15 protein-coding genes are annotated in these 13,896 nt (G+C 72.9%); 8 read left to right on the top strand and 7 right to left on the bottom strand.

Features of this window, described 5'->3' with window-relative positions; all coding sequences use genetic code 11:
• Positions 1 to 2: 2 nt before the first annotated feature.
• Positions 3 to 980 (bottom strand): NAD(P)/FAD-dependent oxidoreductase, encoded by a 978-nt coding sequence (locus ACFW01_RS10460; protein WP_384502952.1) that lies wholly within the window; start codon positions 978 to 980, stop codon positions 3 to 5.
• A gap of 77 nt (positions 981 to 1,057) precedes the next feature.
• Here ACFW01_RS10460 and ACFW01_RS10455 point away from each other — a divergent pair, with 77 nt between their 5' ends.
• The 6 genes from ACFW01_RS10455 to ACFW01_RS10430 all read left to right on the top strand — a co-directional run bounded on the left by ACFW01_RS10455 (position 1,058) and on the right by ACFW01_RS10430 (position 6,464).
• On the top strand, positions 1,058 to 1,633 hold the full coding sequence (locus ACFW01_RS10455) for a helix-turn-helix domain-containing protein (RefSeq protein ID WP_384502950.1): 576 nt from the start codon (positions 1,058 to 1,060) through the stop codon (positions 1,631 to 1,633).
• Positions 1,634 to 1,860: 227 nt separating this feature from the next.
• Positions 1,861 to 2,841: an NADPH:quinone oxidoreductase family protein gene (locus ACFW01_RS10450; protein ID WP_384502948.1), complete on the top strand. Its 981-nt coding sequence runs from the start codon at positions 1,861 to 1,863 to the stop codon at positions 2,839 to 2,841.
• Positions 2,838 to 4,019 (top strand): acyl-CoA dehydrogenase family protein, encoded by a 1,182-nt coding sequence (locus ACFW01_RS10445; protein WP_234957505.1) that lies wholly within the window; start codon positions 2,838 to 2,840, stop codon positions 4,017 to 4,019. The genes ACFW01_RS10450 and ACFW01_RS10445 overlap by 4 nt, the downstream gene beginning before the upstream one ends.
• Positions 4,016 to 5,104, top strand: a complete 1,089-nt coding sequence (locus ACFW01_RS10440; protein WP_234957504.1) for an acyl-CoA dehydrogenase family protein — start codon at positions 4,016 to 4,018, stop codon at positions 5,102 to 5,104. The genes ACFW01_RS10445 and ACFW01_RS10440 overlap by 4 nt, the downstream gene beginning before the upstream one ends.
• Positions 5,105 to 5,289: 185 nt before the next feature.
• Positions 5,290 to 6,153: a phosphatidylinositol-specific phospholipase C/glycerophosphodiester phosphodiesterase family protein gene (locus ACFW01_RS10435; protein ID WP_234957503.1), complete on the top strand. Its 864-nt coding sequence runs from the start codon at positions 5,290 to 5,292 to the stop codon at positions 6,151 to 6,153.
• Positions 6,154 to 6,269: 116 nt separating this feature from the next.
• Positions 6,270 to 6,464 carry a hypothetical protein gene (locus tag ACFW01_RS10430; RefSeq protein ID WP_125490826.1) on the top strand — a complete coding sequence of 65 codons (195 nt, stop codon included), beginning with the start codon at positions 6,270 to 6,272 and terminating at the stop codon, positions 6,462 to 6,464.
• Positions 6,465 to 6,495: 31 nt separating this feature from the next.
• Here the strand turns inward: ACFW01_RS10430 and ACFW01_RS10425 are convergent, their stop codons facing one another.
• Positions 6,496 to 6,864 (bottom strand): DUF779 domain-containing protein, encoded by a 369-nt coding sequence (locus ACFW01_RS10425; RefSeq protein ID WP_234957502.1) that lies wholly within the window; start codon positions 6,862 to 6,864, stop codon positions 6,496 to 6,498.
• A gap of 109 nt (positions 6,865 to 6,973) precedes the next feature.
• On the opposite strand from ACFW01_RS10425, the gene ACFW01_RS10420 reads away from it, so the two are divergent.
• Together ACFW01_RS10420 and ACFW01_RS10415 are read left to right on the top strand one after the other, a co-directional pair.
• Positions 6,974 to 7,447, top strand: a complete 474-nt coding sequence (locus ACFW01_RS10420) for a MarR family winged helix-turn-helix transcriptional regulator (protein WP_384502944.1) — start codon at positions 6,974 to 6,976, stop codon at positions 7,445 to 7,447.
• A gap of 129 nt (positions 7,448 to 7,576) precedes the next feature.
• On the top strand, positions 7,577 to 9,169 hold the full coding sequence (locus tag ACFW01_RS10415) for an MFS transporter (RefSeq protein WP_384502942.1): 1,593 nt from the start codon (positions 7,577 to 7,579) through the stop codon (positions 9,167 to 9,169).
• A gap of 51 nt (positions 9,170 to 9,220) precedes the next feature.
• Here ACFW01_RS10415 and ACFW01_RS10410 read toward each other — a convergent pair whose 3' ends face one another.
• From ACFW01_RS10410 to ACFW01_RS10390, 5 genes are all read right to left on the bottom strand, one after another.
• Positions 9,221 to 9,610: a luciferase family protein gene (locus ACFW01_RS10410; protein WP_234957499.1), complete on the bottom strand. Its 390-nt coding sequence runs from the start codon at positions 9,608 to 9,610 to the stop codon at positions 9,221 to 9,223.
• Positions 9,611 to 9,723: 113 nt separating this feature from the next.
• Positions 9,724 to 10,815 (bottom strand): lytic polysaccharide monooxygenase, encoded by a 1,092-nt coding sequence (locus tag ACFW01_RS10405; RefSeq protein WP_234957498.1) that lies wholly within the window; start codon positions 10,813 to 10,815, stop codon positions 9,724 to 9,726.
• 132 nt (positions 10,816 to 10,947) lie between these two features.
• Positions 10,948 to 12,096, bottom strand: coding sequence for a cellulose binding domain-containing protein (locus ACFW01_RS10400; RefSeq protein WP_234957497.1), 1,149 nt, complete (start codon positions 12,094 to 12,096; stop codon positions 10,948 to 10,950).
• Positions 12,097 to 12,311: 215 nt separating this feature from the next.
• Positions 12,312 to 13,337 carry a LacI family DNA-binding transcriptional regulator gene (locus ACFW01_RS10395; protein ID WP_234957496.1) on the bottom strand — a complete coding sequence of 342 codons (1,026 nt, stop codon included), beginning with the start codon at positions 13,335 to 13,337 and terminating at the stop codon, positions 12,312 to 12,314.
• Positions 13,338 to 13,433: 96 nt separating this feature from the next.
• Positions 13,434 to 13,859, bottom strand: coding sequence for a hypothetical protein (locus ACFW01_RS10390; protein ID WP_384502939.1), 426 nt, complete (start codon positions 13,857 to 13,859; stop codon positions 13,434 to 13,436).
• Between the last annotated feature and the right edge of the window lie 37 nt (positions 13,860 to 13,896).

The following is a 13,896-nucleotide window of genomic DNA, read 5'->3' as shown; positions in this document are numbered from 1 at the left end:
TCTCACTCCGCCAGGGCCGCGTCCAGGTTCGACATGATCAGGTCGCCGACGATCGCCGCCGCCGCACGGTAGCCGCCGCTGGCCGCGTGGACGACCTGCTCGCCGAAGCCCAGCGCGTTGCCGGCCGTCCACACGCCCGGGACGGAGGTGCGGCCCGTCGCGTCGACCACCGGGTACGCGCCGAACGGGGTCTCCTGGAGGTCCGCGCCCAGCAGCTCCATCAGTCCGGTCTGCGGTACGGCCCGCGGGGCGACGAACACGACCGAGCGGTCGTGGGCCGAGCCGTCGGCCAGCCGGACCCCGGTGAGCCGGTCGTCCTCGATCCGCAGGGCGGCGACCTCGCCGGGGACCACTTTGACCCCGGCCGCGGCGAGACGGCGCAGGTCGTCGTCGGTCAGCTCCTCCTCGGCGACGGTGTGCAGGAAGAGCGTCACGTCGTCCGACCAGCCGGAGACCATCAGTGCCTGGTGCACACTGAGCGGGCTGGTGGCGAGCACGCCGAAGTGTCCGTCGCGCACCTCCCAGCCGTGGCAGAACGGGCAGTGCAGTACATCCCGGCCGAACCGCTCGGCGACTCCCGGCACGGGCGGCAGCTCGTCCCTGAGCCCGGTGGTGACGATCAGCCGCCGGGCCCGCACGGTGTCGCCGCCCGCCAGCCGCACGGCGAAGTCCCCGTCCCGGGACACGTCGACCGCCCGGTCGCGGACCAGTTCCACGCCGTAGCGCGCGATCTCCTCCCGGCCGAGCGCCAGGAACTCGGCGGGCGACATGCCGTCCCGCGTCAGGTAGCCCTGCATGTGGTCCGAGGGCGTGTTGCGGGGCTCCCCGGCGTCGACGACCAGTGTGCGCAGCCGTGACCGGCCCAGCACGAGCGCGGCGGACAGCCCGGCGGCCCCGCCGCCCACGACGGCCACGTCGTAGGTCCCGGAAGGGTCCTCGCTCTGGGTAGGAGTCTGGGTTGGGGTGACGTTCTGGGTCATGGTGACCACCTCCACCCAGAAGGTCGCCCCACCACCCCGGTATTGACAAATCCTGTTGCCGATTCTGCAATATTCACATGACTGCAGACGACGTCCTCGCCGGTGTCGGCCCCCGGCTCCGCCAGCTCCGCAAGGAGCGCGAGGTGACCCTGGCGGCCCTGTCCGAGACCACCGGCATCTCCGTCAGCACCCTGTCGCGGCTGGAGTCGGGCCTGCGCAAGCCGAGCCTCGAACTGCTGCTGCCGATCGCCCAGGCCCACCAGGTGCCACTGGACGAACTCGTCGGCGCCCCGCCGGTGGGCGACCCCCGCGTGCGGTCCGAGCCGATCGTCCGCCACGGCCGCACGCACTGGCCGCTCACCCGCCAGCCGGGCGGGCTCCAGGCGTTCAAGGTGCTGGAGCCCGCGCGCAAGGAGCAACCGGACCCGCGTACCCACGAGGGGTACGAGTGGCTCTACGTCCTCTCGGGGCGGCTCCGGCTCGTGCTCGGGGACCACGACGTGGTGCTGTCGGCGGGGGAGGCCGCCGAGTTCGACACCCGGGTGCCGCACTGGTTCGGGTCCACGGGGGAGGGCCCCGCCGAGTTCCTCAGTCTCTTCGGCCCGCAGGGCGAGCGGATGCACGTACGGGCGCGGCCCACCGCCCGCGGGTGAGGCCCGCCCGGTGGGCGGCGACGGTGCGCGTCGCCGCCCCGGGGCCGGGTCGGCGAGGGAGACGGTGGGCGTTGCGCGGGCACCGGCCCGGCCCCGCCGACGGGGCTCGCCCGGCGTGTGGTGGCGGTGCGTGGCGTACGGCCGCGCCCGAGCTGTTCCCCGAACGGCAAGCGACCGCTTAGTATGCGAGTGACCCGGTCGGACGACGCAGTCGGTGGAGGCCCCGCATGCAGGCATGGCAGGTGCACGAGAACGGCGAGCCGGGCGAGGTGATGCGCCTCGAGGACGTGGCGCCGCCCACGCCCGGCGACGGCCAGGTCCTGCTGAGGGTCCGCGCCGCCAACATCAACTTCCCGGACGCCCTGCTCTGCCGGGGCCAGTACCAGATCAGGCCGCCGCTGCCCTTCACACCGGGCGTGGAGATCTGCGGCGAGACCGAGGACGGGCGCCGCGTCATCGCCAACCCCGCGCTGCCCCACGGCGGCTTCGCCGAGTACGCCCTCGCGGAGGCCCGGGCCCTGCTGCCCGCGCCGGACGCGCTGGACGACGCCGAGGCCGCGGCCCTGCACATCGGCTACCAGACCGGCTGGTTCGGCCTGCACCGCCGCGCGCGGCTGGAGGCCGGCGAGACCCTGCTGGTGCACGCCGCCGCCGGAGGGGTCGGCAGCGCGGCCGTACAGCTCGGCAAGGCCGCGGGCGCCACCGTCATCGGTGTCGTGGGCGGGCCCGAGAAGGCGGCCGTCGCGCGGGAACAGGGCTGCGACGTGGTCGTCGACCGGCACGCCGAGGACGTCGTCGCCGCCGTGAAGGAGGCCACCGGCGGGCGGGGCGCGGACGTAATCTACGACCCGGTGGGCGGCCAGGCCTACACCCAGTCCGCCAAGACCGTCGCCTTCGAGGGCCGGATCGTCGTCGTCGGCTTCGCGAGCGGCACCATTCCCAGCCCCGCGCTCAACCACGCCCTGGTGAAGAACTACGCGATCCTCGGCCTGCACTGGGGCCTCTACAACACCAAGGACCCCAAGCTGGTCCAGCACTGCCACGAACAGCTCACCGACCTGGCCGCGCGGGGCGCGATCAAGCCGCTGGTGAGCGAGCGGGTCCCGCTCGGCGGGGCGGCGGACGCCGTGCAGCGCGTCGCCGACGGCAGGACGACCGGCCGGGTGGCCGTCGTACCCCAGACGCTGGAGAAGGGAGCCACCGCATGACCGACGCGACCGAACTGCGCACCCGTACCAAGGAGTTGCTGGCCGCTTATCCGCCGGCCGGCACGGAACGCCTGGACTTCCTGAGGGCCCGCTTCGACGCCGGACTCGCCTGGGTGCACTACCCGCAGGGCCTCGGCGGACTCGGCGTCCCCCGCTCCCTCCAGGCCGTCGTGGACGCCGAGTTGGCGGCGGCCGGCGCTCCCGACAACGACCCCCGGCGGATCGGCATCGGCCTCGGCATGGCCGCCCCGACGATCCTCCAGTACGGCACCGAGGAGCAGAAGCGCCGGCTGCTGCGCCCGCTGTGGACCGGCGAGGAGGTGTGGTGCCAGCTGTTCAGCGAACCGGGCGCCGGATCCGACCTCGCCGCGCTCGGCACCCGGGCCGTCCGTGAGGGCGAGGGCTGGGTCGTCGACGGGCAGAAGGTGTGGACCTCCAGCGCGCACCTGGCCCGCTGGGCCATCCTCATCGCCCGCACCGACCCGGACCTGCCCAAGCACCGGGGCATCACCTACTTCGTCTGCGACATGACCGACCCCGGCGTCGAGGTCCGCCCGCTGCGCCAGATCACCGGCGAGGCCGAGTTCAACGAGGTCTTCCTCACCGGCGTCCGCATCCCCGACTCCCGGCGCCTCGGCGAGACCGGCGACGGCTGGCGGGTCGCGCAGACCACGCTGAACAACGAGCGCGTCGCCATCGGCGGTACCCCGATCCCCCGCGAGGGCGGCATGATCGGCAAGATCGCCGGCACCTGGCGCGAACGCCCCGACCTGCGCACCCACGACCTGCACCAGCGGCTGCTCGGCCTGTGGGTCGAGGCCGAGGTCGCCCGGCTCACCGGCGTACGGCTGCGCCAGCAGCTGGTGGCCGGCCAGCCCGGACCCGAGGGCGCCGGCATGAAGCTGAACTTCGCCCGGCTCAACCAGGAGATCAGCGGCCTGGAGGTCGAACTCCTCGGCGAGGAGGGCCTGCTGTACGACGACTGGACGATGCGCCGCCCCGAGCTGGTGGACTTCACCGGCCGCGACGCCGGGTACCGCTACCTGCGCTCCAAGGGCAACAGCATCGAGGGCGGGACCAGCGAGGTCCTGCTCAACATCGTCGCCGAACGCGTCCTGGGCCTGCCCGCCGAGCCGCGCACCGACAAGGACGTCGCATGGAAGGACCTCGCCCGATGAGCGCACAGCCGGAACCCGCTCTGCTCTACTCGGAGGAGGAAGAGGCGCTGCGCGCCGCCGTCCGGGACCTGCTCACCGACCACTGCGACCCAGCGGGCGTCATCACCCGCGCCGAATCGGCCACCCCGCAGGACCTGTCGCTGTGGAAGGCGCTCGCCGACTCCATGGGCCTCGCCGGCCTGCTGATCCCGGAGGAACTGGGCGGCCAGGGCGCCACCCACCGGGAAACCGCCGTAGTGCTGGAGGAGCTGGGGCGCGCGGTCGCGCCGGTGCCCTACCTGACGAGCGCCGTCGTCGCCACCGAGGCGCTGCTGGCCTGCGCGGCCGACGACCTGCTCACCGAGCTGGCGTCCGCGACCTCCCTCGCCGCGCTCGCCGTCGGGCTGCATGTCGCACCGGGCGGCCCCGTCCCCGACGTGCGGCTCGAAGCGGGCACCCTGCACGGGGAACTGACCGGCATCGCCGACGCGGCCGTGGCCGACGTCCTGCTGGTGCCCGCGGACGACGGGGGACTCTACGCGGTCCGGACCGCCGACGTGACCGTCACCCCGCAGACGTCCCTGGACCTCACCCGGCCCCTCGCCCGCGTCACCCTCGACGGTGCCCCCGGGCGCCGGCTCGGCGACTCCGGGCCGGCCGTGCGGCGCGCCCTGCGGGCCGGTGCCGGGCTGCTCGCCTCCGAGCAACTGGGGCTCGCCGACTGGCTGCTCACCGAGACCGTCCGCTACCTGAAGGAACGCAAGCAGTTCAACCGCCAGGTCGGCGGTTTCCAGGCGCTCAAGCACCGGCTCGCCGGGCTGTGGCTGGAGGTGGCCGGGCTGCGCGCCGCGGCCCGCAACGCGGCCGACGCCCTGGCCACCGGCGAGGACACCGACGTCGCCGTCGCCGTGGCCCAGGCGTACGCGGCCCGGGTGGCCGTCCACGCGGCCGAGGAGGCGCTGCAACTGCACGGCGGCATCGGCATGACCTGGGAGCACCCGGTCCACCTGTACCTGAAGCGGGCCAAGGCCGACGCGATCGCCTACGGCGCGGCGGGCACCCACCGGGCGGCCCTGGCCGACCTGGTCGACCTCCGAGCCCCCTGACGGCCTTCCGTCCCGTCGGTGCGTGCCCGTCCCTCCCGAGGGGCGGGCACGCACCGTGCGCCCGGCTCCGTCGAGGTGAACGACCGAGGGCGGTCCGGCCAACTCCCCGCACGGCTCTGCTCCCTGAGTGCACCGGGACCGCATACTCACAGGCGTCCCGTACGGCACATCCAGGGAGGCAGAGCATGGCCCTCACCACCCGACGCAGAGCCCTCACCACCCTCGGCGCCGCCCTCGCGGGCGCGGTCGCCCTGCCCGCAGGCAACGCGCTGGCGAGCGAAGGCGGGCGCGGACCGCGCCCGTTGTGGCGCGCGCACGCCCACAACGACTACGAGCACCCCCGCCCGCTCCTCGACGCCCTCGACCATCGCTTCGGCAGCGTCGAAGCCGACATCTACCTGGTCGACGGCCAACTCCTCGTCGCCCACGACCCCGAGGACCTCGACCCGGCCCGCACCCTGGAATCCCTCTACCTCGACCCCCTCGCCGCCCGGATCCGCGCCAACCACGGCCGTGTCTACCGGCGGGAGAGCCGCGCCCTGCAACTCCTCATCGACATCAAGACCGAGGGTGCGTCGACGTACCTCGAACTCGACCGGCAACTGCGCCGCCACAGGCACCTGTTCACGACCTACACCCACGGACGGGTCCTGCCCGGCGCGGTCACCGCGGTGGTCTCCGGCGACCGGGCGGCGCGCGCCCCCATGGAGGCCCAGCGCACCCGCCGTGCCTTCTACGACGGCCGGCTCACCGACCTCGGCACCACCGCACCCGCCTCCTTCGTCCCGCTGATCAGCGACAACTGGACGCTCAACTTCACCTGGCAGGGCGTGGGCGCCTTCCCGCCCGCCGAACGGCGCAGGCTGCGCGGCATCGTCGGCGCGGCGCACGCCCGCGGGCAGCGGGTCCGGTTCTGGGCCACGCCCGACATCGCGGGCCCCGCGCGGGACGCCGTGTGGACCGAACTGGTCGCCGCCGGCGTCGACCACCTCAACACCGACGACCTCGCGGGCCTGGAGGCGTTCCTCGACGCCCACCGGGGCGCGTAGGGCTCCGGCGGGAACACCACTCGTTCGGCGGACAGGTCAGCCGCCCGGACGAACCCTCCGCTACGCCACACTTGCGGCCGAACGCCGCGAAGTGGACGTGGCGGAGGAGGTTGACCATGGCCGTTTCCATCTCTGTGGTGCTGTTGCTGTCCGTCCTCGCGGTGATCTTCCTGCGCAACGGCGGGCTGAAGATCTCGCACGCGCTGGTGTGCCTGCTGCTCGGCTTCTACCTGGCGAGCACGAGCATCGCCCCGACCATCAACAGCGGTCTGACCGCGACGGCGGACATCGTGAGCAGCCTCAGACCGTAGACCTCAGACCTCAGACCGGGCCGCGGGCGGGCTAGGCGTCGACGACTCGCGAGCGGATGAGGAAGCGCACCCCCTCGGGCGCCTCCAGGGAGAAGCCGCTGCCGCGGCCCACGACGACGTCCACGGTCAGCCGGGTGTGACTCCACACCTCGTACTGGCTGCGCGACATCCAGAACTCCACCGGCTCCGCGACACCGTCGACGTCCAGTTCGCCGAGCAGGACGTCCGAACCGCCGGTGCGGAACTCGCCCGCGGGGTAGCACATGGGGGCGCTGCCGTCGCAGCAGCCGCCGGACTGGTGGAACATCAGCGGGCCGTGCGTCTCGCGGAGCCGTCGCAGCAGTACGGCGGCCTCTGCGGTCAGCTCGACGCGGGGGGTCTCCTCGTATGTGTCGCCCATGGGGCGCATCCCAGCACGGGGAAGGTTGCGAGTGCGTTGCGCCGGTGGTGCGGCGGGCCCGGGCTTTGGTCTTTTGACATACCTATATGCCTATACCTATTATCCGCGGGTGACCGACTCCAGCTCCCCCCGCCGGGACATCGACCGCGTGGCCTCCGGGCTCGCGGCGTGCCTTCCCGCGCTGCACCGGGCGCTGGACCGGCAGGTCGCCGCCGCATACCCGCACCCCAAGCCCTCGGAGAGTCACCTCGCCCTGCTGCGCTTCGTCGCGCAGCGCGAGGGCGCCACGGTGCGCGAGGCCGCCGAGGCCCTGCTGATGAAGCCGAACAACGTCAGCGCCCTGGTCTCCCAGCTCACCGAGCGGGGTGATCTGGAGCGCCGGCAGGACAGCGCGGACAAGCGGGTCGCCCACCTCCACCTCACGGCCACGGCCCGTCAGCGGGTGTCCGAGGTGCGGGAACTCGAGACGGCGTTCATCCGCCACGCCCTGACCTCCCTCACCGAGGGGCAGCAGGGCGCGCTCGGCTCCGCCCTGGACGCGCTTGACGCGTTGGCGCGCCACCTCCACCCCACCGCCCGCTGACCGGGCGGAATCCGCGCGTTCCCGCCGGCCGCGGGCGCACCGTCGTGCCCGCGGCCGGTCCGCCGTGGGCCCGCGGACCGCCATGTCCCGGCGCACCATCCTCCCGAACCTGGAAGCGAAGGCTCCTTCATGCCCTCCACCTCCGTGGCCGACCCCACCGCGCCCACGGCCGAGACCGCCCCACCGGCGGCCGGCCGGCGGCGGTCCAACCCGTGGCTGACCCTGCTCGCCGTCGCGTTCGGACTCTTCATGGTCCAGCTCGACGGCTCCGTCGTCGCCATCGCCAACCCCGCGATCGGCAGCGACCTGCACGCGTCGACCGCCCAACTCCAGTGGGTCACCAACGCCTACCTGCTCGCCCTGGCCGCCACTCTCATCCTGGGCGGCAAGCTCGGCGACCGGTTCGGACGGCGCACCTACTACCTCGTGGGCGTCGCCGGCTTCACCCTCGCCTCCGTCGCCATCGGCCTCTCCGGCTCGGTCGAGGGCGTGGTCGTCTTCCGCGCGCTCCAGGGCGCCTTCGGCGGACTGCTGATGCCCAACACCCTCGGCCTGCTGCGCTCCGTGTTCCCGCCGAAGAAGTTCGGCATGGCCGTGGGCATCTGGGCCATGGTCTCCGCGGTGGCGACCGCCCTCGGACCCATCGTCGGCGGGCTCCTCGTGGAACACGTCGACTGGGAGTCCGTCTTCTACATCAACGCCCCCATAGGCGTCGCCGCCATCGTCTTCGGCGTCCTCGTCCTCCCGGAGAGCCGCGGGGCCGCCGGCCGGGAGCGCTTCGACCTTCCCGGTCTCGTCCTGCTCGCCCTCGGCCTGCTGGCCGTGGTCTTCGGGGTCGTCAAGGGCGAGACCTGGGGCTGGACCTCCGCCGGAACGCTGGGTGCCGTCGCCGCCGGACTGGTCCTGCTGCTCGTGTTCGGGCGGCACGAGACCCGGACCGCGCACCCGTTGCTGCCGATGAGCCTGTTCCGCAGCCGGGCACTGACGACCGGCGCGGTCATCACCGCGCTGAACTTCTTCGTCATGCTCGGAGTGATCTTCTTCGTGATGCTGTACCTCCAGAACGTGCGCGGCTTCACCCCGGTCGAGGCGGGCGTGCGCACCCTTCCGCTCAGTCTCGCCTCGCTGGTCGCCTCACCGCTGGGCGCGGCCCTGACCCAGCGCTTCGGGCCGCGGCTGACCATGCCGGTGGGCATGCTGCTCCAGGCGGCATCCTGCTTCGGCATGCTCACCTGGCAGACCGACTCCGCCTACGCCACGATGTGGCCGCCGTTCATCGCGCTCGGCCTCGGCGTCGGCATGGTGATGTCGGCCTCCTCGGACGCCATCGTGGGCAACGCCCCCGTCCGGTACGCCGGTGTGGCCGGCGGCCTCCAGGCGACCACCCTGCAGATCGGCGGGGCGCTCGGTACGTCCGTCCTGGTCTCGCTGATCAGTGCCAGGGTCGGCTCCACGCTGACCGGGGAGCTGACCGGCGCGGGCGTGCCGGCCGCCGTGGCCCACGGGTTGCGGGAGGCCGAGGACGCCGTGGCGATGGGCGTGGCACCCGTCTCCGGCGACCTGCCGGCCGGCCTGCGGGCCGCCGTGGTGGAGGGCAGCGGGCAGGCGTTCATGAACGGCGTCCATCTGGCCGTGGCCGTCACCGGCGTCCTGTGCCTGTTCGGCGCGGTCCTCGCCGCGGCCGGTGTCCGGCGCGCCCCGGAGGGCCCGGCGGACCGCTGACATCGGGTCACGGCGGTGTCCCCACGGCGGGCGCACCGCCGTCGGCGTTCGTCAGACCTCCTCGGCCACCGTGCGGGGCAGCACCGTGACCCGGCGGAAGTTGCACCCCGAGGGCGGGTCGCCGGCCGGACGGGACTGATGGGCCTTGAGCGCGATGCTCACCAGGCTCAGCAAAAGATCGACGTCGGCGTCGCAGTCCAGGTGCACGGTCACCCAGCGCGAGCCGGCGACCAGCCGGATGGCGCTGGAGCCGCTGAGGTCGTACTGGAAGCGCTGGATGGCCCGGTGGGTGAGGTGGAGGTCCACGTCCCGGTCCGAATGGAAGTGGACGATCTCGGAGCGGACGGAGCACAGTGCCCGTCCGGTTCCACAACTGGCCGAACCCGCGGTGAGGTCGGGCCAGGCTTGCAGCCGCTCAAAGGCGTGCTGGGCCGGAGTCATGCCCCCATCGTCGCCCGATCACCGCTTCGCAACCAGAGGTTGAGCGATTCGTAACCGGTACGTGAGGTCGGCGGGGCCCGGGGCGGGGCACCGCCGACCTCACTCGAAAGAGGTCAGGGCGCGACGCAGCCGATCGTCCCCGCGGGGAAGTCGTTGCCCGTGGACGTGGCCGTGAAGCCGAAGGTCACGCTGGAATCCGGTGGGATGACGCGGTTGTGGTCCACGTTCCGGACCGTCACCGTGCCGTCGCCGCCGCTGGACACCGAACCGTTCCACACCCCGCCCAGCGTGGTCCCGCTGCCCGGCCGCCACTGCACCGCCCAGCCGTTGAGGGGCTCGCTGCTGTGGTTCATCACCTCCACGGAGCCTTGGAAGCCACCGCTCCAGGAGTTCTCCACGGTGTAGACCGCCATGCAGGAACCGGAGTGCGTGGGCGGAGTCGTCGGGGTCGGTGTGGGCGTCGGGTCCGGGGTCGGAGTGCTTCCCGAACCGCGGATGCCGGTCACCTCGCCGTTGCCGCCGTCGAAGACGACGTCCGAGCAGGAGAAGAAGTTCTCCTGGCTGTCCGAACGCACCCACTGCATGAAGATCAGCGCGTCGCCCGAGCGGCCCGAGGGCAGCGCGAGATCCCAGAAGTAGTGGCCGCCGTCGGTACCCGGCGAGCCCTGCTGCGGCGGATCGGTCACCGTCTCGATCAGTTCCAGGTCGTCCCAGCCCAGCTCGGACGTGGGCGACCAGCCCGGCTTGGTCAGATAGACCCGGAAGTCACCCGGGTGGGCCGCCCAGTTGCTGTACTGCACCTTGATCGTCGAGCCGGACGTCAGATGCGTCCGGGGCCAGTCCGCGCGGGCCGCGTTGTAGGCGGAGAAGTCGTACGGGGAACGGTCGCCGGCGCTGCACAGGGTGCCGTCCGGCACGTAACCCGCGCCGCGTCCGCCCGCGTTGGAGTCGAGTACGGCGAACCAGTTGTACAGCGCCGACCCGCCGCTCTCGTCGAGGGCGGCCCGGCAGGCCGGGTTCGTCGGGTCGAGGGCGCCTGTGCCGGTCTTGGCGTCCAGTTGGCAGAGGTAGGTGCGGGAGCCGGGCATCATCGCCACGCCGTGCGCCTCGGCGCGCCCCTGCCCGAGCAGGAGGGTCACGCCGAGCGCGCTGAGCAGGGTGGCCAGCACCGCCGCGAGGGAGAGGAGTCTGCTGCGTCGAGCCATGGGGTCTCCTGATTCCACCGGGTGTTCATGATCGGTTCATGACAAGCAAGCGAGGTCTGGGGAGAGGCGGCGGGGAGATGGAGCCCCCGCCCGTCCGGGGGCGGGGCTTCGACCGGACGGGCGGGGGAGCGCTTACGCCGTGGTGCAGGCGGCGTCGTTCAGGCGGAAGCCGTCCGGCTCGGCGAACGTCCCGCCGTGCGCGCCCTGGAAGCCGAACGACAGGCTGCCGCCGGGAGCGATCCGGGCGTTGTGTGCCACGCCGGTGGCCGTGACCGTGCCCGAGGACGGGGTGACCGAGGCGTTCCAGGCGTTGGTGATCCGCTGGCCGGAGGGCAGGGTGAAGGCGAGCCGCCAGCCGTCGACGGGCGCCGTTCCGGTATTGGTGACAGTGACGTCCGCGGTGAAGCCGTTCTGCCAGACGTTCGTGCCGTACGACACCTCGCACGTCGCCTCGCCCGGCTCGCCGGGGTCGGGGTCCGGGCCGGGTCCGGTGCCGGTCTGCACGGTGGAGGAGAAGGAGTTCACGGCCAGGCCCGCGCCGTTCTGCCAGGGCTCGAAGCCCGCCTGAACGCTCGTCAGGTACCAGTCGTCCTCGGCGAGACCGCGCGCGACGGTCGCCCGGACGAAGTCCATGACGTCGAAGCTCCAACTGCTGATCGCCGACGGGGCCACGAAGGACAGTACGTCGTTGGATCCGTTGCCGCCGCTCCACACCTCCCAGGTCCGGCCACCCACGGTGGCCGTGCCGACCGGGGAGCCGATGGGCTGGATCGGGCCCACCCGGTTGCACCAGATCATGATCTCGGTCTGGTTGACGCCGTCGGTCCGGGGCGTCGGGTCGAGCCATATGTCGTAGGAGGCGTTGTAGACGGCGTCGCCGACGTAGCCGTACGAGATGCTGGACGGCGCGCTGGACACGGTGTTCAGCCGGGCGGGCAGGCTGGTGCCCGGCGAACAGGTGGTGTAGTGACAGCCGTTGAAGACCGACGGGTACGACTTCGGTGCTCCGTTGGTCGGCACCGAGCCGTCGGCCTGGGTGACCCGGAAACCGCTGTCGGTCGCGGTGACGCACTGGGTGGCGCTGGAGCCCCAGCGGTTGTTCTGGACGACGTACCGTCCCTGGATCGTCGCCGTTCCGAAGGGTTCGCAGATCGTGGTGTCCGCCTGGGCCGGCGGCGCCGCGGTCACCAGGGTCGCGACGGCCGCGAAGCTCGCGAGCGTCGCGATCAGGGCCGACAGGAGGCCGCGTAAGGTGCGGCCTTGGGGCGGTGGCGTTCGCATGGGGGCCTCTCCGGGAGGGTGCGGGGGGAAGGGCCGGTGCGGGAGCGCTCCCAACTCCCCACTGATGGGAGCGCTCCCAACTACCGGTTGACTGGGGACTGTAGGAGCCGTTCATGTTCCTGACAAGACTGTGCGCAACGGAGTCGTCGCACGAATCCCGACGCCCCAGGTGAGAGCCGGGCCTCCGCCGGGAGCGCTCCCGGCGGAGGCCTCAATCAGGCGGAGTCCCGGAGTACCAGCTCGGTACGGAGGATGACGTGCCGCCAGGCGACGGGCGACTCCTCCATCTCCTCCAGCAGCAGCCGCACCATGGTCCGGCCGATCTCCTCCAGCGGCTGCCGGACCGTCGTCAGCGGCGGGTCAGTGGGCCGGGCCGGCTGGAAGTCGTCGAAGCCGATCACCGCCACGTCCTGGGGCACCCGTCGGCCCGCGGCGCGCAGCGCGCCGAGCGCCCCGGCGGCCAGGGTGTCCGAGGCGGCGAAGACCGCGTCCAGCTCCGGGTGACGGCCGATCAGGCCGGCCATCGCCCGGCGCCCGCTCTCCTCCGTGAAGTCGGCGCCCTCGACGACCAGCGACGGGTCGGCCGTCACCCCGGCCAGCTCCAGAGCCTCCCGGTATCCGCGCAGCCTGCACTGGGCGACGTACATGTCCAGCGGCCCGCTGATGGCCCCGATCGCGCTCCGGCCTCCGTCCAGCAGATAGGTGACCGCGCCGCGCGCACCTCCGGCGTTGTCGGCGTCGACGTAGGTGACGCTCTCGTCGCCGGAACGCCGCCCGAGCATCACGGTGGGCAGCCCCGCCTTGGCCAGCATGTCCGGCAGCGGATCCGCGGCGTGCACGGACATCAGCAGCACACCGTCGACCCGCCCGCCTCGCGCGTACTCCACGAACCGCCGGCGCTCGGTGTCCGTACGGACCAGCGTGAGCAGCAGCTGCACGGGTGTGTCGGTCAGGGCGTCGCCGACGGCATGCACGATCTCCGTGAAGAACGGCTCCCCGAACAGCCGCCAGTCCGTCTCCGTCATCACCAGCGCGACGGCGTCCGCACGGTGCCCCGCCAGCGAACGCGCCGCGAGGTTCGGGACGTACCCCAGCTCCGCGATGGCCCGTTGCACGGCGCGGCGCGTCGAGTCCCGCACGCCGGCCGCGTTGTTGATGACCCTCGAGACGGTGCCCCGCCCCACGCCGGCGAGGGCTGCCACCTCCTCCAGCGTCGGCGTACCGGGACGCTGTCTGCCCATGTCCGCCCGCCTTCCCCCACGAGATCATCCGATACTACGGCGACCCGCGCCGCTCAGCGGGCGGATCGTGCGGCTGGTTCCGCTGAGCGGACCGCCTCACTGTCGTCCGGTCCTGGTGCCCGCGCCCTGCGTCTGGTCCGTGGGCTTGGCCGGTGTCCGGTCCGTGGGCTTGGCCGGGGCTGCCCTGGGCGCGGGGTCGTCCGGCGCGGAGAGGTCCACGCTGAGGCTCGCGGTGGAATCCGCGCTGAGGTCCGCGGTGGAGTCCGCGGTGAGATCCGCGGTGAGATCCGCGCCCCACGCGGCGGCGCACAGGGCGCGGTCGAGTGACTCCGTGTAGACGGCGGCGCCGAGCCAGGCGCGGACGAAGCGGCCGGTGTCGGCCGGGAGCAGCCGGCCGAAGGGGTCGCGCGTGCGGTCCGCCGCGGTGGTGTGCAACTCGGCGAGCAGCTCACCCGCGGTGCCCAGGCCGTACCGCCGCAGCCGTGCGACCTCGGCGTCCCGGTCGCCGGGGAACGCCGGCACGAGCGGCGCCCTCCGGAGACGGCCTGCATGACCCGGC

Origin of the sequence: Streptomyces sp. NPDC058985 (genome assembly GCF_042740985.1) — a bacterium.
Lineage (GTDB): Bacteria > Actinomycetota > Actinomycetes > Streptomycetales > Streptomycetaceae > Streptomyces.
This window is presented reverse-complemented; position numbering and strand designations above follow the sequence as displayed.